At 54.6% G+C, this 17,344-nt stretch carries 16 protein-coding genes; 8 read left to right on the plus strand and 8 right to left on the minus strand.

From position 1 onward, the window contains the following. Nucleotides 1–12 precede the first annotated feature (12 nt). Genes HZS80_RS14540 through pilM form a run of 4 tightly spaced genes read right to left on the minus strand, consistent with a single transcriptional unit; the run spans nt 13 to nt 2,877 of the window. Complete coding sequence (locus HZS80_RS14540) at nt 13–549, minus strand: pilus assembly protein PilP (RefSeq protein WP_179916496.1); 537 nt, start codon at nt 547–549, stop codon at nt 13–15. Next, nucleotides 546–1,205, minus strand: coding sequence for a type IV pilus inner membrane component PilO (locus HZS80_RS14545; protein WP_179916497.1), 660 nt, complete (start codon nt 1,203–1,205; stop codon nt 546–548). The genes HZS80_RS14540 and HZS80_RS14545 overlap by 4 nt, the downstream gene beginning before the upstream one ends. Then, nucleotides 1,202–1,819, minus strand: coding sequence for a PilN domain-containing protein (locus tag HZS80_RS14550; RefSeq protein ID WP_035564457.1), 618 nt, complete (start codon nt 1,817–1,819; stop codon nt 1,202–1,204). The genes HZS80_RS14545 and HZS80_RS14550 overlap by 4 nt, the downstream gene beginning before the upstream one ends. After that, complete coding sequence (gene pilM, locus HZS80_RS14555) at nt 1,816–2,877, minus strand: type IV pilus assembly protein PilM (RefSeq protein WP_035564459.1); 1,062 nt, start codon at nt 2,875–2,877, stop codon at nt 1,816–1,818. Before pilM ends, HZS80_RS14550 begins: the two co-directional genes overlap by 4 nt. A gap of 202 nt (nt 2,878–3,079) precedes the next feature. Here pilM and HZS80_RS14560 point away from each other — a divergent pair, with 202 nt between their 5' ends. Continuing rightward, entirely contained in the window at nt 3,080–5,608 is a 2,529-nt protein-coding gene (locus HZS80_RS14560; RefSeq protein WP_179916498.1) for a penicillin-binding protein 1A, read from the plus strand. A 100-nt stretch (nt 5,609–5,708) separates the two neighbouring features. On the opposite strand, the gene HZS80_RS14565 is transcribed toward HZS80_RS14560, so the two are convergent. The 3 genes from HZS80_RS14565 to HZS80_RS14575 are packed head-to-tail and all read right to left on the minus strand — an operon-like array spanning nt 5,709 to nt 9,285. Further along, entirely contained in the window at nt 5,709–7,727 is a 2,019-nt protein-coding gene (locus HZS80_RS14565; RefSeq protein WP_179916499.1) for a TRAP transporter permease, read from the minus strand. 32 nt (nt 7,728–7,759) lie between these two features. Continuing rightward, nucleotides 7,760–8,272: a DUF1850 domain-containing protein gene (locus tag HZS80_RS14570; protein WP_179916500.1), complete on the minus strand. Its 513-nt coding sequence runs from the start codon at nt 8,270–8,272 to the stop codon at nt 7,760–7,762. 41 nt (nt 8,273–8,313) lie between these two features. Continuing rightward, nucleotides 8,314–9,285, minus strand: a complete 972-nt coding sequence (locus tag HZS80_RS14575) for a TAXI family TRAP transporter solute-binding subunit (protein WP_179916501.1) — start codon at nt 9,283–9,285, stop codon at nt 8,314–8,316. Nucleotides 9,286–9,610: 325 nt separating this feature from the next. On the opposite strand from HZS80_RS14575, the gene csiR reads away from it, so the two are divergent. The 6 genes from csiR (at nt 9,611) to gabT (ending at nt 16,226) form a co-directional block, all read left to right on the plus strand. Beyond that, nucleotides 9,611–10,315, plus strand: coding sequence for a DNA-binding transcriptional regulator CsiR (gene csiR, locus HZS80_RS14580; protein ID WP_179916502.1), 705 nt, complete (start codon nt 9,611–9,613; stop codon nt 10,313–10,315). 116 nt (nt 10,316–10,431) lie between these two features. Then, the gene (locus tag HZS80_RS14585) at nt 10,432–11,610 is read left to right on the plus strand and encodes an acyl-CoA dehydrogenase (RefSeq protein WP_179916503.1); all 1,179 of its coding nucleotides are present in this window, start codon (nt 10,432–10,434) and stop codon (nt 11,608–11,610) included. Nucleotides 11,611–11,677: 67 nt separating this feature from the next. After that, entirely contained in the window at nt 11,678–12,892 is a 1,215-nt protein-coding gene (locus HZS80_RS14590; RefSeq protein ID WP_035564811.1) for a CaiB/BaiF CoA transferase family protein, read from the plus strand. Nucleotides 12,893–13,142: 250 nt separating this feature from the next. After that, nucleotides 13,143–13,937, plus strand: a complete 795-nt coding sequence (locus tag HZS80_RS14595) for an EAL domain-containing protein (protein ID WP_179916504.1) — start codon at nt 13,143–13,145, stop codon at nt 13,935–13,937. Then, the gene (locus tag HZS80_RS14600) at nt 13,938–14,876 is read left to right on the plus strand and encodes a GGDEF domain-containing protein (protein WP_179916505.1); all 939 of its coding nucleotides are present in this window, start codon (nt 13,938–13,940) and stop codon (nt 14,874–14,876) included. Nucleotides 14,877–14,948: 72 nt separating this feature from the next. Beyond that, nucleotides 14,949–16,226 carry a 4-aminobutyrate--2-oxoglutarate transaminase gene (gene gabT / locus HZS80_RS14605; RefSeq protein ID WP_179916506.1) on the plus strand — a complete coding sequence of 426 codons (1,278 nt, stop codon included), beginning with the start codon at nt 14,949–14,951 and terminating at the stop codon, nt 16,224–16,226. Nucleotides 16,227–16,341: 115 nt separating this feature from the next. Here gabT and HZS80_RS14610 read toward each other — a convergent pair whose 3' ends face one another. Then, on the minus strand, nt 16,342–16,989 hold the full coding sequence (locus HZS80_RS14610; protein ID WP_179916507.1) for a hypothetical protein: 648 nt from the start codon (nt 16,987–16,989) through the stop codon (nt 16,342–16,344). Between the two features lie 120 nt (nt 16,990–17,109). Here HZS80_RS14610 and HZS80_RS14615 point away from each other — a divergent pair, with 120 nt between their 5' ends. Then, entirely contained in the window at nt 17,110–17,316 is a 207-nt protein-coding gene (locus HZS80_RS14615; protein WP_281372599.1) for a hypothetical protein, read from the plus strand. Nucleotides 17,317–17,344 lie beyond the last annotated feature (28 nt).

Raw genomic sequence — 17,344 nt, forward strand, 5'->3', positions numbered from 1 at the left:
GCTAATATCCGTTTACTCGTTGTTTTCGTTGATAGCAAGCGACACTTGCCGCTCTTGCCAACCTTCGCGCTGGGTAAAGACACGCTCGGTAACACGAATTTCTTGAGCGCTTATCTGGGCAATGCGTCCATAGTCGGTGCCCATATAGTTGCCCTCTTTCACGCTGGTCACATTACCATCTGGAGAGGCAATCATTGCGACTTGCCGCCCCGCCATACGCATCGTACCGACCAAACGCAGTTCTTGCAGAGAAAAGCGTTCTAGTGGCTCTGGTATGCGCTGCTGGTCAGGCGCAAGCGCGCCCTCACTACGATCAGCATCATCCTGAGCAATGGCATCTGGCGGTAAAAAGGGGCTGCGGTCTTCGCTATATAGATAAGCCAAGGTACGGCTTTCAGGTAGCGCAACCGCAATGACCGGCGGCTGACCACCCGGCGACTGACGAATATCGGCCAACGTACTTTCAAGCTGAGTTAACTCTGCATCCGCACAGCCCGTGAGCAACCCCATACTAACCATCATTCCCATGAGCTTTACTGTACGCGTCATAGTGGCTCCACCCCGTCAGTTGGGGGTTGGTCGCCCGGTTCCAGGTAACGATAAGTGCGGGCCAGTAGCGAAAGGCGCAGCGTGTCGCCACGCTCTTCTACCGGCTCCAAGGTAAAATCGTGCTGAGTCACCATGCGAGGTAACGACGCGATATCAGCACTAAAGCGCGCCAACTGGTGATAATCACCGCGTACCTGTATATCCAGCGGCTGCTCGACATAGTGGGCCTGGGTTAGCGTTGGACGTAGCCGAATCGTTTCAATGGTGAGACGGTTGTCAATGGCGGCATCGCTAATGCTATCGAGCAGAGAAGGGATCTCCGCATCGGTGGGCAGCATTGTGCGCAAACGCGCTATTTGCCCTTCCAAGGTCGCTAGCTGTTCGCGCATTTCCGGTAAAAAGGCGGCTTCCGAGGCTTTACTGCGGTATTCGCTTAGCAGCCCCACCTCTTCACGCTGCGCCTCCTTAAAGGATTCCCGCTGCTCGCTCACAACGAACCACAGCATGACACTCAATGTTGCCAGCAGAGCCAAACAACAGCTCAACACTTTTAGCAGCAATGGCCATCCACCGGCTTCCTTAATATCTAGATCGCGCCAATCGACATCGCGAAGGCGCTGCCACTCGATAGCCCACTGCTCGCGATTAAGGCTCATGACGAACCCTCTTCTTCCTCATCCTGTTCTGCCACATCCTGCTCTTCCACATCTTTAGCAACACCTTGCGGCACCGCTACCGTGGTCTGCTCCACGTCAAAACGAAACACGCGACCAGCGCCGTTCTGTTCGCTCTCCACCGCCGACAGCGAAGGCACTCCCAACCCTGGCAGCGCTGCAATACGGCGCAACTGCTCAGAGACCTGCCGTTCGCTGCCGGCCACCGCAGTGACACTGACTTGAGCGCCGTTTTTCGCTAATCGTTGATAAATAACGCCGTTAGCCACGCTGTTAGCCACGTCATTCAACAGCTGCACAGTGTCTGCTTGCTCACTCTGTAACGTCTGAAACACCGCAATCTGCTCACCTAGGCGTTCGGCATCACTGGCGTAGCGTGACACGCCCGCGATATCCGCACTAAGGCGTTCAATATGGTCACTCACATAGGCATTGCGCTGCTGCTGGGCCGCCAATTTAAGCTGGTAATAATGGGAGATCAGCAACCCCAGCGCGACGCCCAGTATCAGCATACCGGCCAAGACAACATAAAATTTGCGGGTATTTCGCTCACGCTGCGCTTCCCGCCAGGGCAGCAGGTTAATGTTCATGCTCATTGGCTCACCCGCATCGCTAGGCCACCCGCAGTGAGCATCGCTGGCGCATCATTGGTCAACGCCTGAAGGTTTAAGCGCTTATTGACCAGCATGCGCTGGAAGGGGTTGGCAATGGTCACCGACATACCACTGTCTTCAGCAATCCGTTCGGCAAGACCGGGAATCACGCTCGATCCGCCTGCCAACACAATGTGTTGCACCTCTTGCTGACGCCCGGCGGTGTAGTAAAGCTGCAAGGAGCGCCCTACCTGCTGCACTACGGTTTCCAGGAAAGGATTGAGGACGCGCTCAGGGTAATCATCAGGTAGTCCGCCACGTTTTTTAGCGAAGCCCGCTTCCTCCATACTCAAATCGTAGCGTTCGCGAATCGCATCGGTAAGCTGGCGGCCACCGAAAACGGTGTCGCGGGTATAAACGATATGACCACCACGGACAACGTGAAAGGCGTTCATATTGGCGCCAATGTCCACCAAGCCAACGCAGGCGGCAGGGTCATTCTCTACCTTTAGCTGGCGGCGCAATTCGGCAAGCGAACGCTCCATGGCAAAGGTTTCTACGTCCACCGCAGCCGGTTCCAAGCCAGCGCGCTCTAACGTCTCGGTAAGCTGAGTGATGTCCTGCTGGCGGCAAGCCACCAGCATTACCTGCTGTTGGCCGTCGTCAAAGGGAGCAGGGCCCAGACACTCAAAATCAAACGCCACTTCATTGAACGGAAAGGGAATATGGCGGTCTGATTCGGCCACGATGCGCTCTTCAATTTCCTCTTCACTCAGCCCGATGGGAAAACTGAGTGTTTTGGTGATCGCTGCGCTGGCAGGAACCGCCACCGCTGCTTTGCGTGTGGAGGGCTTAGCATGTTCAACGGCACGGCTAAGCACGCTAGCCACATCATCTATATCGCGGATACGGCGTTCAACCACTGCGCCTTCGCGTAATGGTCTTACGGCATAACTTTCTACTTGGTAATTATCGTGGCACTGTTTTAGCTCAAGCAGCTTAACGGTCGCTGATGTAATATCGACGCCGATCAACCCTTTACCAGATTTCAGAAAGCGCATATTGGGTTCGGCTCCGCCTACTTTTCGCCCGTCTTCACATGTCGTTTGAGGTTACATGATTTTCAGTTAAGTCACACGCGATCGAACTGACGGCATATCAACACTGGTGGCCGCCGCCTCAGCTTCCTATAATGGCAGCCAATTGCATGATACGGCCGTTTAGATGCCGATCTTTTTATTCTTCCCAGGGTGCTCTTCGTACATGACGTTTCTTCGAACCCTTATCGTGTCGCTCTTTTTTCTGATTGTATCGTTGGTCGGTGCCACTGCGTTAGCTGTGGTAGGCGCCGCCATTTATTTTGCGCCGGGTCTTCCCGACGTTCGCCAATTGCAGGATTTCGAACTGCATACGCCGCTACGTATTTTTACCCAAGACGGTAAATTGATTGGCGAGTTTGGCGAAGAGCGCCGCATGGCGATCAATTTTGATGAAATACCGCAGGATATGATCAATGCCTTGATCGCTGCCGAGGATGCTAGCTATTTCGACCATGCTGGCGTCGACCCACGCGGCTTAGCCAGAGCCGCGGTGGAGCTTGTGCAGAGTGGCGGCACCATCCAATCGGGTGGTTCGACCATCACCATGCAGGTCGCGCGTAACTACATGCTGACGCTGGACCAGACCTTTACGCGCAAAATTCGCGAAATTCTGCTGGCACTGCAAATGGAGCAGGTACTCAATAAAGAGGAGATCTTCGAGCTTTACGTCAATAAGATTTTCTTGGGTAATCGCGCTTACGGTATCGCTGCCGCCGCTGAAACCTATTATGACAAGCCGCTCGCCGAATTGAGTTTGGCACAAACGGCGATGATTGCTGGCTTACCCAAGGCGCCCTCTGCCTTCAACCCGCTGGCCAACTCCGAGCGTTCGCTGATTCGTCGTAACTGGATTCTGTTCCGCATGCGTGAACTGGGCTATATCGACGACGAGACTTATCAAGTCGCGGTACAGGACCCTGTCACCGCCCGCCGCCACTTTACCCAAGCCGAGGTTGATGCCGCTTATGTATCGGAAATGGCGCGGCAGTACGCGGTAGAGCGCTTTGGCGATGAGGCTTACACCGGCGGCTATCGCGTCTACACCACCATTGATAGCGAGCTGCAGCCCTACGCCCGCCAAGCACTGGCCAATGGCTTGACGGACTACGACCTGCGTCACGGCTGGCGCGGGCCAGAGCAGAGCGACATTGCTTCCAGTCTTGTGGAAGCGCAGGAGCAAACTGCAACCCAAGGGCTTGAAGAAGAGCTTTCCGAGTCGCCCGAAATTCGTCAGACCGCCCGCCAGGCCGCCCAGCGCAGTCAAACGGAAGTCGAGGGGATCGAGGGTGACGTCAGTAACTGGGTCCAGGTGCTTGAGCGCACACCCAATTACGGCATTCTCCAACCCGCCATTGTGGTCGAGAGCAGCGATCGCGAAATGCAGGTACTTACCCGCCGTGATGGCCTACAGACCATTGCCTGGGAAGGCTTGAACTGGGCTCGCCCTTATCTGAGCCCGCGTAGCCGTGGTGCCGAGCCAAGCTCAGCGGCTGAGATTGCGGTACGTGGCGATATGATCCGCGTGATTGAGAATGATGACGGCTCGCTTCGCCTCTCTCAGCGCCCGGATGCCGAAGGCTCGCTGGTGGTCCAAGACCCGCAAACAGGCGCTATTTTGGCCCTGCAGGGCGGCTTCGACTTTAATGCCAGTAAGTTCAATCGTGCCGTGCAGGCCCGGCGTCAATCGGGCTCAATCTTCAAACCGTTTATTTATTTAGCGGCCCTTGAAAATGGCGAAATGAACGCCGCCAGCGTGGTTAACGATGCGCCTGTGGTGCTTGACGATGGCAGTAACTCATTGTGGCGGCCGGTCAACTCTAGCCGCGACTTCCAAGGCCCCATGCGCTTACGCCCAGCCCTGGCTCGTTCGCGCAACCTAGTGACGATCCGTGTGCTGCAGACCATGGGGCTGGATTACACAATTAACTTTTTGAAAGGTTTCGGTTTCTCCCCCGACCAACTTCCCAACGGCTTATCATTAGCACTAGGCAGTGCCAGCTTAACGCCAATGGAAATGACCAACGCCTACGCGGTGCTCGCCAATGGTGGCTTTCAAGTGACACCTTGGTTTATTGAGCGGGTAACCCGTGATGATGATAACGAAGTCATCGATGAAGCTACCCCACAGGTCGCCTGCTCCAGTTGTGCCGAGGGTCAGGAGACGGTGGAAATTGATGGTCGCGAGTACCCGATCGCCAAACGAGTGGCCGACCCGGCCGCGGTGTATATCTTGCGCGATATGCTGCGTGATGTTATTACCTCGGGCACTGGCCGCGGTGCGCTAAGCCTTAACCGTGACGATATCGTCGGCAAAACCGGCACTACCAACAGCCAGCGTGATGCCTGGTTTGCAGGCTTTAATAGCAACTTGGTGACCACGGTATGGGTGGGTAAGGATAGTAACGAAACCATTTCTGAATATGGGGCTCAGGCCGCACTACCTATCTGGGTAGCGTTTATGGGTGATGCCCTGGAAGGAACGCCGAGTGCCGTGCCCGAACGCCCAGAGACTGTCGTTACGGCACGTGTGGACCCGAGCACAGGCCAGCGTTTAGCGGACGGTCAGTCTGGTGGTATCTCTGAATTGTTCCATCAGGATCACTTGCCGGATTACCAGCAGCGCCGCATCAGCCGTGAGCTGGAAGAAGTCAGCGGTTCACAGGGGTCAGGCACCGCCGAGTCGATCTTCTAACCGAGCGGGCTCTCTCAGCTATCCGCTAAACCAACTAAAAGGCCCGGAGAGATGATCTCCGGGCCTTTTCGTTTCTTGCTAGGGGTTCCACCACTAATAATCAACCGCTAACGGGCGTCACCTCCGATTCGCGCTTGCTAGCCAGCCAGTTGGCGCCAATGGCGACGATCATTACCGCGACACCGGCAATTTCACTGAGCAGATTGGGGTAGAAAACGGCAATAATCGCTGCGGTAATCGCGATGCGCGGCAGCCAAGACATGCGGGTAAACAAGTACCCTTCCAAGGCTGCGGCAAAAGCACCCAATGCCAAAATAGCGATCACTGCGTTCCAGATCACCACGGGTACCGGCCCCCCCATAATGATCTCTGGATTGAAGACCATAAACAGCGGAATCAGGTAGAGACCTTTAGCAAACTTCCACGCCTGGAAGCTGGTTTCCATCGGCTTACTGCCCGCAATCGCCGCCCCGGCAAAACCTGCCAAGGCGATGGGCGGCGTCACGTTGGAGTCCTGGGAGTACCAGAACACCACTAAGTGAGCGACCAGAAGCGGAATGCCAAACTCCTGCGTAAGCGCAGGACCCACCAGCACGATCAAGACGATGTAGCTGGCGGTAACCGGCAGCCCCATACCCAAAATCAAACTGGCTAACAGCACCATTAACAGCGCCAGCAGAATGTTGCCGCCGGAGAAGGCCATCATCATGGATGAGAACTTCAGACCAAGGCCGGTTAAGCCCACAACGCCCACGATAATACCGGCAACTGCACAGGCCATGGAAACCGCCACCGCATTGCGCGCACCTAGCTCCAAACCTTCGATCAGCTTGGCAAAACCTGCCCCCAGCATGCTCTTGGTAGCGCTCGCCGTTACAGGCTGGCCCTGGCGGGGCGCGATAAAGAAGAACCACAGCGCATAGCGAATAACCGCTACGGCCACCATGGTCACCACCGCGTAGTAGCCAACTCGCATGGGCGACATGCTCATTGCCAGCAACCAGACCAGCACAGCCAGCGGCAGCAGGAAGTGCCAGCCATCTTTCATGACCTGACGCATCTGCGGCAGTTCGTCTTTGGGCAAGCCTTGCATGCCTTGCTTAAGCGCGATGATATGTACAAACAGATAGACCGTAGCGAAGTACATAATCGCCGGCAGGATACTGACCTTGACGATATCCAAATACGGCGTATTGGTGTACTCAGCGATCAAGAAAGCCCCCGCGCCCATCAACGGCGGCATAATCTGCCCGCCGGTAGACGCCGCCGCTTCGATGCCGCCCGCCTGCTTGGCCTTGTAGCCCAACCGTTTCATTAACGGAATGGTAAAGGCACCGGTGGTCACGACATTCGCAATCGCGCTACCGGAAATAGAGCCCATTCCCGCCGAGGCCAATACGGCTGCTTTAGCCGGGCCACCGCGCTGGCGACCCGTCGCTGCATAGGCCATATCGATAAAGAATTTGCCCGCCCCAGTGCATTCCAAAAAGGCACCAAACAGAACAAAAATAAAGATATAGGTGGCCGCGACGCCTAACGGCAGGCCAAAGATACCCTCTTGCCCCAAGTAAAGCTGGCCAGCGACCCGATCAAAGGTATAGCCGCGGTGCTCAAGGATGCCCGGCATCCATTCGCCCAACCACGGCAGCTCGCCCCTTGGCCCGGCAAAGGCGTAAACAATCGCCAGGAAGCCGATCACGGTCATACCGAAACCCACCGCACGGCGGCTGGCTTCCAGCACGGTCACCGTGGCGATACAGGCGACCAGAATATCGGTGTCACTCCAGAACCCTGCACGACTAAAAATCTCGTCCAGGTTGAATACTAAGTAGCCGCCGGTCAGTACCGCCCCGGCTAAAAACACGACGTCTAGCCCCCACCCTAAAACCCCACGCTTACGGGTTGGGCCAAAAGCAGGAAACATTAAAAACGCCAGCATCATAATCAATGCCAGGTGAATACTGCGCTGATAAAAAAGCCCTAAAGGCTGAATACCGGCAGAGTAAAGCTGGAACAGGGAAAGACCCACCGCCACAATGGTGATCGACCACAGCACCATGCGGGGTTGAATCGCATTACCGCCCGGCACCACGCTCGACGGTTGATTGGATTCGCTCATGAAGTCCTCGGAAGCGTTAACTAATGTCGTTTTTATTCACGCGGGGATGCGTGAGGAGCTATTAGCTGAATGGTCACGCGTTGCCCAGCGGCGTGCTCACTTAGGCTCACTGGCGCATGCTCATTGTCTGGCCACACTACGCGATGGTTGACCGCAGGAGAACCAACCCTCAACACATAACGGTTATTGGCGACAGGCTCGTTAATCGCATTAATCCAGTAACCGCCCTCACCGTCTGAAACCTGTTCACCACGGCCAAATATATGCCCAAGCCCGGCGGCAAAGTCGGGTTGATGGCTGCGCTCCAACTGCATGACACCCGCCGCATTGCGATAGCAGTCCAACACGGTGAAGTGCTCAACGGAGTGCTGCCACTTAATACACCAGCGACCGCCAGCAGGCACCCCTTCATCCACCAGGGTGTCGCCTTGCTCGGTCACAACGGCTAGGTGCATAAACGCCGACGCCGAAGCGGGGGAAGCCCCCACTTCGGCGAATGGACAACATGCAATGAGTAGCGCCACCAGTCGTTGCTGCCACTGCATGGCAATATCCTTCAATGTCCTGTAGTAGTGACGGACAGTGGTTACGGACGTAGACGATCCGGGATTTCGGCACCCACTTCTTCGAAGTAGCGCAGTGCACCGGGGTGTAACGGCACCGGGGTAGAGTCCATGGTGAACTCAACGGTGGTGTCGTTCGCCGCCGGGTGAACCGCAATCAGCTCGTCAGTATTTTCGAACAGCAGTTGGGTCAACTGGTAAGCCAGCTCTTCGTCCATATCGGCATTGACGACGAGAACGTTGGGAATACCAATGGTCTGTACGGCTTCATCCATGCCGTCATACATACCGGCGGCAAGCTCGTAGGGGGCGAAGACTTCTTCTTCTGCCTGAGCGTTGGCTACTTCTTCATCAGACAGGCTAATCAGGCGAATATCGCGGGTCGCGGCTAGGTTGAGAATCGAGCTGGTCGGCGGCCCAACGCTCCAAAAACCGGCGTCGATATCACCATCGCGAATCGCATCAGCGGTTTCGTTGAAGTTAAGGCGCTGGGGAGTGAAGTCCTCATAGCTGATGCCATTGGCTTCCAGCAAAGCGCGGGCGTTTAGCTCGGTACCGCTACCCGGTGCGCCAACGGAAACGCGCTTGCCTTCAAGGTCAGCAATCGTTTCGATATCCGACTCGGCCAGGGTGACCAGCTGTACTGCGTTAGGGTAAACCGACGCCAGCGCACGGGTGTTTTCGATCTGACGACCTTCGAAGTCACCGGTACCGGTGTAGGCCTGATAGACCGTATCTGCCAGTGCCAGCGCAAGATCCGCATCGCCGCGCATGATCAGGCCCATGTTCTCAACCGAGGCACCGGTGACTTCGGCGGTCGCCTGGGCGCCTTCGATGTGGTTGTTGATCATTTCGGCAAAACCACCACCGATTGGATAGTAAACGCCGCCAGTACCGCCGGTAGCGATTGAAAGCTGTTGAGCGCTTGCGGGAAGCGCAACTGCGAGCATAGAAGCCGCAGCGGCTGTGGTGTATAGAGAGCGTAGAGTTCGCATGAGCGTTTCCTCCGTCCTGCTTGGACTTATAGGTATGGTTGACGAAAAAGGAGGTGTTGAAGCCCCAGCTTCTGCTAACTATCTAAACGCAACCAGAAGCGGTGGAAGAGAAGTTAGCACGGCTGATGCGTTAGATGCTAATGAGGGTTATAAGCGCAGCGCCACCCTTAATTAGGCTTCGAGCTTGAGACCAGACTCTGACAGAGGTCGACGCAGAAAATAATGAAATTCTGCATAAATATATTCCTCTATGCAAAATTGTTATTATTTGGCCTTATAGTCGATAATTCTTCCTTTTCGTCAGTCGCCCAGGAGCCTTACCGCTATGGAGCTCAATGTTTTTGAGAAAGGCGCACCGCGCCAGAATCTGGCCATCAGTGCTTATCAGCAACTCAAGCATGACATTATCCGAGGCTGCTACGCTCCAGAACAGAAGCTGTTGATGAGCCACCTGAAAGAGCATTACGGCGCCAGCACTGGGCCGCTGCGGGAAGCTCTTTCTCAATTAGTCGCTGACCGCTTAGTGGTGGCGATCAGCCAGCGCGGTTACCGAGTGGCCCCGATGTCGCTGGCCGAACTCAACGACATTTACGACGCCCGAGCACAGCTTGAGGGGTTAATCCTGCGTCTAGCTATTGAGCGCGGCGACGACGACTGGGAAGCCACGGTGCTGGCCACCGCGCATCGGCTGGCCAAGGTCACCGACATCAACACCCCCGACGACCTGCTCGATATCTGGGATCAGCGCCACAAAGCCTTCCATACTGCCATTGCCAGCGGCTGCAACTCCCCTCACCTGCTGCAAATGCGCGATACCCTGTTTAACCAGGTGGAGCGCTACCGTCACCTATGGCTCCAGGAAACCGTGATGTCTCCCCAAGCGCTGGAGCTAAAGCGCCAGGAGCACGCCGCGCTGGTCGATGTCATTCTAGCCAGGGACACTGCCCAGGCCGACAGCTTGATGCGGGACCACTTGATGACCCCCGTGCCGATCATTACTCAAGTGCTTGAGGCACGCGGTATCCGCTAAATTCTGCGTTTTAAAAAAATGTAGATATTTTATAAAAACGGCGATACATTGATTGCCAGCTATTTTGCATTTATTCCTGCCACGAACCTCCTGCCCACTACCTGAGGAATCACGCCATGACACATTTTAACTGGGACGACCCGCTGCTACTGGAGCAACAGCTCACCGATGAAGAGCGCCAGATTCGCGATGCGGCCTACGATTACTGCCAGGAAAACCTTCAGCCCCGCGTACTGTCCGCCTTCCGTGAAGAGCGATTCGATCGCGAAATCATGACCGAAATGGGCGAGCTTGGCCTGCTCGGTGCCACGGTTTCTCCTGAATACGGCGGTGCGGGGGTTAATCATGTCGCCTACGGTCTGATTGCCCGTGAAGTCGAGCGCGTTGACTCCGGCTATCGCTCCGCCATGAGCGTGCAGTCCTCGCTGGTGATGTATCCCATCGAGACTTACGGCTCTGAAGAGCAAAAGCAAAAATTTCTGCCTAAGCTTGCCAGCGGCGAAATGGTCGGCTGTTTCGGCTTGACCGAACCCGATCACGGCTCTGACCCCGGCAACATGATTACCCGCGCCGAAAAAGTCGACGGTGGCTACCGCCTAACCGGTGCCAAAATGTGGATCACCAACAGCCCAATTGCCGATATCGCGGTGGTATGGGCGAAATCAGCAGCCCACGACAACCAGATCAAAGGCTTTATTGTTGAGCGCGGCACCGAAGGCTTCACCACGCCCAAAATCGAAGGCAAAGTCTCGCTACGCGCCTCGATTACCGGTGAGATCGTGCTGGATAACGCCTTCGTTCCTGAAGAGAACCTGCTGCCCAACGTCAGCGGCTTGAAAGGCCCATTCGGCTGCCTGAACAAAGCCCGTTACGGCATTGCCTGGGGCGTCATGGGCACCTCTGAATTCTGCTGGCACGCGGCACGCCAGTACACCTTAGACCGCAAGCAGTTCGGTCGCCCGCTGGCAGCGAACCAGCTGATCCAGAAAAAACTCGCCGACATGCAAACCGAGATCACTCTGGGCTTGCAGGCAGCGCTGCAAGTCGGCCGCCTGATGGATAGTGGCAACTGGGCGCCGGAAATGGTCTCGCTGATCAAGCGCAACAACTGCGGTAAAGCACTGGATATCGCCCGTCAATCGCGCGATATGCACGGCGGCAACGGCGTTTCTGATGAATACGGCGTGATTCGCCATATGGTCAACCTGGAGTCGGTGAATACCTACGAAGGTACTCACGATGTGCACGCGCTGATTCTGGGCCGTGCACAAACGGGTATTCAGGCGTTCTTTTAAAAATCTCTGAATGACTCCCCGTTAAACGCCATCAGCCAAGGAAACAGCCTTTATGAGCAAGCCCCTTATGAGTGAGCCCACCAAACCACTGGCCGGCATTAAAGTACTCGATATCTCCCGCGTACTGGCCGGACCGTGGTGCGGTCAAATGCTTGCGGATATGGGCGCGGATGTCATCAAGGTTGAACGCCCCGGCAGCGGCGATGACACTCGCCACTGGGGCCCTCCTTGGCTAGCAGGCACAGAAGAGTCGGCGTATTACCTATGCGCTAACCGCGGCAAACGCTCAGTGACCGTCGATATGGCCAAGCCCGAAGGCCAAGCGGTAATTAAGCAGTTAGTCGCGCAATCGGATGTGCTGATAGAGAACTTCAAGGTCGGCGGCCTCAAGCGTTATGGCTTGGATTACGCCAGCCTGAAAGCGCTAAATCCTAAGCTGATCTACTGCTCGATTACCGGTTTTGGCCAGGAAAGCCCTTACGCCCACCGGGCGGGTTACGACTTTATGATTCAAGCCATGGGCGGGATTATGAGCCTAACCGGCAAGCCCGATGACGAACCTGGCGGCGGGCCAGTGAAGAGCGGCGTCGCGTTTACCGATATTTTTACCGGGCTGTATGCGGCCAATGCGATACTCGCCGCGCTTTATCAGCGCCGCGATAGCGGCGTTGGTTGCCATATTGATATGGCATTGATGGATGTCCAGGTGGGTGTGCTCGCCAATCAGGCGTTGAATTACCTGACCTCCGGCAATGTGCCCCAGCGCTTGGGTAACGCCCACCCCAACATCGTGCCTTACCAGGCGTTCGCCACCCAAGATGGCCATATGATCATGGCGGTCGGCAATGACGAGCAGTTCAAGCGTTTTTGCACGGTGCTTTCGCTACCGACCTTGGCTGAAGACCCACGCTTTGCCACCAACGGCGCCCGGGTGAATCACCGGGCACTGCTGGTACCGCAATTGGAAGCGGCGCTGGCCCAACGCACCACCGATGAATGGCTGGCCGCCTTTGAAGCGGTCGGTGTGCCCTGCGGGCCGATCAATACGCTCGATCGGGTGTTCGATGACCCGCATGTAAAAGCGCGCGGGCTCAAACAGACCCTGCCCCACGACCAAGCGGGCCACGTTGATCTAGTGGCCAATCCTATCCGCTTTAATGGCGCTCAACTGAGTGCCACCACGGCGCCGCCGCACTTGGGCCAACATACGGAAAGCGTGTTGGATGAACTCGGCATTAGCTTGGAGCAGCGAACTGCGCTTCGCGAAGCGGGGATTATCTAGCTGTAGTGTTTTGTTATTTCTCTTATCGAGCGCCTTAAACGGCGCTTTTTTTTGGCCGACAGCACCAACAGACACTGTTAGCCAGGAAGCGGGGAGTTACCGGCTCGTGCTTAGCAATGCTAAGCTGTACAACACCTACACAAGAAATGTATTAAGATTTAAACTAAATAGCGTTGAATGCTTCGGTGTAGGTTGCGGGCATTAAGCTATCATTAACAACGTTATCCGACCCCACCCCACAGGATCAGCTATGAGCCAGTGTGCACGCGTTAATGGCAGTTGCAAACGCTGTGAAGGCGATTTGCCCTTTGAGTTCACCATGGCCTTTCAACCAATCGTGGATCTATCGCTGGCCAAAATCGTCACCTATGAAGCACTGGTTCGTGGCTCGAACGGTGAATCCGCAGGAAGTGTCATTGCCCAAGTCACCGACGACCTGCTCTACCGGTTTGATCAGGCCTGCCGGGTAAAAGCAATCGAGATGGCTAGCGCACTGGATATGCAAACCGACCTTTCGATCAATTTCTTACCCAACGCCGTTTATGAGCCGGAAGCATGTATCCAGGCAACATTAGAAGTTTCCAAGCGAGTGGGCTGGCCCACCCATCGGCTTATTTTTGAAATTACCGAAACCGAACGCGTCCTCGACCGGCAGCACCTATGCAATATCATCGATGCCTACCGCTCCATGGGCTTCAAAACGGCGCTCGATGACTTTGGCAATGGATACGCCAATTTGGACTTACTGACCGAGTTAACGCCTGATAAGCTCAAAATTGATCGTGAGCTGATCATGAATTGCGATAGTGATATTCGCCGCCAAGCGCTGTTAAACGCGATCATCTTACTCGCTCAAGAACTCGATATGACGTTGATTGCTGAAGGCGTTGAAACTCGCGCCGAAGCACTATGGCTGGCCCGTTCAGGCATCGTGCGCCAGCAAGGCTTTTACTTTGCAAAACCGGCTATTAACTCACTCGGTGATGACATAACTGCTCTGTTAGCAGGGTTAAAAAGTGAAGTCTATTTGGATCAGGAGCAGTGAATGAAAGAGGTTAGTCCCGATCACCTTTACCAGCTTTTTAACCGGTCAAAGCGCAACACTGAAAACGTTATTAAAGCGGCACCCATCGGTATCTGCATCACCAATCCCTCCGGGCATTTTGAGATGGTCAACCCTGCCTACTGCGAGTTTTATGGCTATCGTGAAGAGGAAATACTCGGCCAACACTTTACGGTGGTCGTGCCCGAAGCTTTTCGCGCTCGGCTGTCGGCTTTACACGATGATTTCATTCAAGGCAATGAAACCCATGAACTTCGCCAAGAGTGGGATGTACTGACGAAAAGCGGCAACGTTCACACCATTATTGCCGAAGCGGCACGTATTGAAGGCGAAGATGGTCAATCGCGCAAAGTGACTTTTATTATCGATATCACCCAGCGCAAGCAGTTGGAAGTGCGTTTAAAGCAGGCCAATGAACGCCTGGATCACCTAGCCCATCATGATGAGCTAACGGAGCTGTTCAATCGACGTGCGGGGTTGCAACGCCTCGACGAAGAAATCAAACGCTGCAAGCGATACGGCACCACCTTTAGTATCGCGATTTATGACCTGGATGACTTTAAAGCAATCAACGACACCTACGGTCACTGCACGGGGGATACCGTGCTTCAACAAATGACAGCGTTAGTGAGTAAAACACTGCGGGATACCGATTTTCATGTCCGCCTGGGCGGTGAAGAGTTTCTGATCATTATGCCGGGCGTGAATGCTGAAGAGGCCTATCAGGGAATGGAGCGTGTGCGTAAAAGCGTCGCGCAACAAACCTTTAGCGAGCATCAATTAACGGTGACGCTCTCATCGGGGATTGCCAGCTACGTTGAAGCCTCGGGCACACGGCTACTTGATCGTGCCGATAAAGCTATGTATCAAGCTAAACAAACGGGGCGCAATCGTGTTGTCATTGCCTCGTCATCAATGTAATCAAAGCTATTAAGCACTATGCTTATAAGTACTATGCTGAAAGATCATCCCTCATCAATTAGGAAGTAAGCCATGAGCAGCAATGCCGAACTGAACGAGCTGAAACATAAATACGTCGCTGCTGGCGCCGCAAGCCCTGCAACGGCATTCGCCGACCACGCGGAAAACGCTGAAATCTGGGACGCGGACGGCAACCGCTTTATCGACTTCGCGGGTGGCATTGGCGTACTCAACGTAGGTCACCGTCACCCTAAAGTCGTCGCGGCGGTAAAAGCCCAGCTCGATAAGCTGATGCATACCTGCCAGACGGTCATGCCTTATGAAGGCTACGTTAAGGTCGCGGAAAAGCTCAGTCACATCGTTCCGGTTCGTGGTCATGCCAAAGTCATGCTGGCCAACTCCGGTGCGGAAGCGCTGGAAAACGCGGTCAAGATCGCCCGCGCCGCTACCGGCCGCTCCAACGTTATCTGTTTCGATGGCGGCTACCACGGTCGTACCTTTTACACCATGGCCATGAACGGCAAAGTGGCGCCTTACCAGAGCGACTTCGGCCCGATGCCGGGCACCGTCTTCCGTGCGCCCTATCCAGTGCCCTACCACGGCGTGAGCGAAGATGAAGCCATTCGCGGCCTGAAAATGACGCTGAAAACCGATGCCAACCCGAAAGACACCGCGGCCATCGTGCTTGAGCCGGTGCTTGGTGAAGGCGGTTTCTACCCCGCCTCTACCAGCTTTCTGACTAAAGTTCGCGAAATCTGCGATGAGCACGGCATGCTGATGATCGTCGATGAAGTGCAGTCGGGCTTTGGCCGTACCGGCAAAATGTTTGCCATCGAACATAGCGGCGTCGAGCCGGACATCATGACCATGGCCAAGAGTATGGCTGATGGCATGCCGATCTCTGCTATCGTCGGTACCGATAAAGTGATGGACGCTTCAGGCCCTAACTCGCTGGGCGGCACCTACACCGGCAGCCCCACTGCCTGTGCGGCGGCGCTAGCGGTCATGGAAGTGTTTGAAGAAGAGAACATTCTGGAGAAGAGCCGAGCCCTGGGCGACAAGCTGGCCAAGCGCTTTAACGTGTGGGCAGACAAGTTTGATTGCATCGACCACGTGCGCAACATGGGCGCGATGGCTGCCTTTGAGCTGGTGTCGAACAAAGCCGAGCATACGCCTAACCCAGAACTGGCTGCCGCGCTGTGCAAGAAAGCTCGCGAAGAGGGCTTGATCCTGCTTTCCTGCGGCATGTACGGCAACACCATCCGCTTCCTGATGCCCGTCACCATTCAAGACGACGTACTCAACGAAGGCCTGGATATCATCGAGTCCTGCCTGGAATCTTTGACCTAAGCATCATCAATATTCAAACATACGCCGCCCAATCGGGCGGCGTTTCTGTCTAGCCAGCTTTTGTCTAGTCAATGAGGCTATCGCCTCATTTCAAAGAACGTCAAACCTGACAACATCACTTGAATAAAGGCGCCAGCTGATTCAACTTTCCAACCTGATAAAGATCATGCATATAAGCATCTACTTTAGAGATCAAGTAGTTCAAGAACACAATAAAAAATATCATAGACATAATCATCACAGGTTGATTAATCCACTCTAAAATCGACACACTAACTTCATAGTGAATGGTGTAGATACTCATGGCCGCCAATAATTGAATCAACCCACAGTTAGCAATGACGGCGACTATAAAAAAGCTTCTCAGGTTGATTGAAGGCAGCCCCGTCTTGAAGCAAAGAGCATGGCGAGCACTGGTACTACCACTTCCCTTTTTGCTCGACGAATTTAAAACCAAACCCTTTTTACGCCTTAAAAGCGGCACTCCATAAATCTCCCGCCCCTCTTTAGAAAAAGCAATCCGTAATGCTTCCACATTAAAATCATTACCGAATATATCAACAGTCTCTTTATCAAGAAGGGAGGCATCTTGATTTTCAACTGCTCTCTTTTCGTAGACGCTAAGCTTTTCGAACTGCCTGTTTTTCTTACCCGAAAGTTTAGAGCTATCATATGTATTAATATTGAAATGCATTTGATAGATTTGATACCAAGAAGTCGTCACTCCCACCAAAATCATCAAAAAAACAAGCGCTGTCAACATGATAATATTCTCGTCCCATTAATTATGCAGTTCAACTATAACCTTATTCAAATCGCTTACTGACGAGTAGGCCCTAAAAACGCATCTCACCGGTATATAAATCGAAGGGTCATCTAAAGCATGATATGCAGTTTCTTCTCAACGTGCTTGGTGCCTGGCTATCGGGTCGGCTGGGTAGCGGGCGGCTACTTTCTGTGGGTGGAGTTCCCCAAAAAGTTGGATTCGCTTCGGCTCTTTAAGACAGCGCTGGACCAGGGCGTTAGCTTGGCGCCAGGGCCGATTTTTTCCGCGCCCCAGCAGTTTCGCCACTGTGTGCGCTTAAGCTAGGGCCATCCCTGGACCCAACGCAGCGAAC

This window comes from Vreelandella glaciei (assembly GCF_013415125.1).
GTDB lineage: Bacteria > Pseudomonadota > Gammaproteobacteria > Pseudomonadales > Halomonadaceae > Vreelandella > Vreelandella glaciei.

Excerpts from the sequence above, each read along its gene's own strand:
- HZS80_RS14565 (WP_179916499.1), bottom strand. The coding sequence starts at position 7,727 with ATGAGCGAATCCAATCAACCGTCGAGCGTGGTGCCGGGCGGTAATGCG.
- HZS80_RS14545 (WP_179916497.1), bottom strand. The coding sequence starts at position 1,205 with ATGAGCCTTAATCGCGAGCAGTGGGCTATCGAGTGGCAGCGCCTTCGC.
- HZS80_RS14610 (WP_179916507.1), bottom strand. The coding sequence starts at position 16,989 with ATGTTGACAGCGCTTGTTTTTTTGATGATTTTGGTGGGAGTGACGACT.
- HZS80_RS14560 (WP_179916498.1), top strand. The coding sequence starts at position 3,080 with ATGACGTTTCTTCGAACCCTTATCGTGTCGCTCTTTTTTCTGATTGTA.
- pilM (WP_035564459.1), bottom strand. The coding sequence starts at position 2,877 with ATGCGCTTTCTGAAATCTGGTAAAGGGTTGATCGGCGTCGATATTACA.
- HZS80_RS14590 (WP_035564811.1), top strand. The coding sequence starts at position 11,678 with ATGAGTGAGCCCACCAAACCACTGGCCGGCATTAAAGTACTCGATATC.
- HZS80_RS14540 (WP_179916496.1), bottom strand. The coding sequence starts at position 549 with ATGACGCGTACAGTAAAGCTCATGGGAATGATGGTTAGTATGGGGTTG.
- csiR (WP_179916502.1), top strand. The coding sequence starts at position 9,611 with ATGGAGCTCAATGTTTTTGAGAAAGGCGCACCGCGCCAGAATCTGGCC.
- HZS80_RS14595 (WP_179916504.1), top strand. The coding sequence starts at position 13,143 with ATGAGCCAGTGTGCACGCGTTAATGGCAGTTGCAAACGCTGTGAAGGC.
- gabT (WP_179916506.1), top strand. The coding sequence starts at position 14,949 with ATGAGCAGCAATGCCGAACTGAACGAGCTGAAACATAAATACGTCGCT.
- HZS80_RS14570 (WP_179916500.1), bottom strand. The coding sequence starts at position 8,272 with ATGCAGTGGCAGCAACGACTGGTGGCGCTACTCATTGCATGTTGTCCA.
- HZS80_RS14585 (WP_179916503.1), top strand. The coding sequence starts at position 10,432 with ATGACACATTTTAACTGGGACGACCCGCTGCTACTGGAGCAACAGCTC.
- HZS80_RS14615 (WP_281372599.1), top strand. The coding sequence starts at position 17,110 with ATGATATGCAGTTTCTTCTCAACGTGCTTGGTGCCTGGCTATCGGGTC.
- HZS80_RS14600 (WP_179916505.1), top strand. The coding sequence starts at position 13,938 with ATGAAAGAGGTTAGTCCCGATCACCTTTACCAGCTTTTTAACCGGTCA.
- HZS80_RS14550 (WP_035564457.1), bottom strand. The coding sequence starts at position 1,819 with ATGAGCATGAACATTAACCTGCTGCCCTGGCGGGAAGCGCAGCGTGAG.
- HZS80_RS14575 (WP_179916501.1), bottom strand. The coding sequence starts at position 9,285 with ATGCGAACTCTACGCTCTCTATACACCACAGCCGCTGCGGCTTCTATG.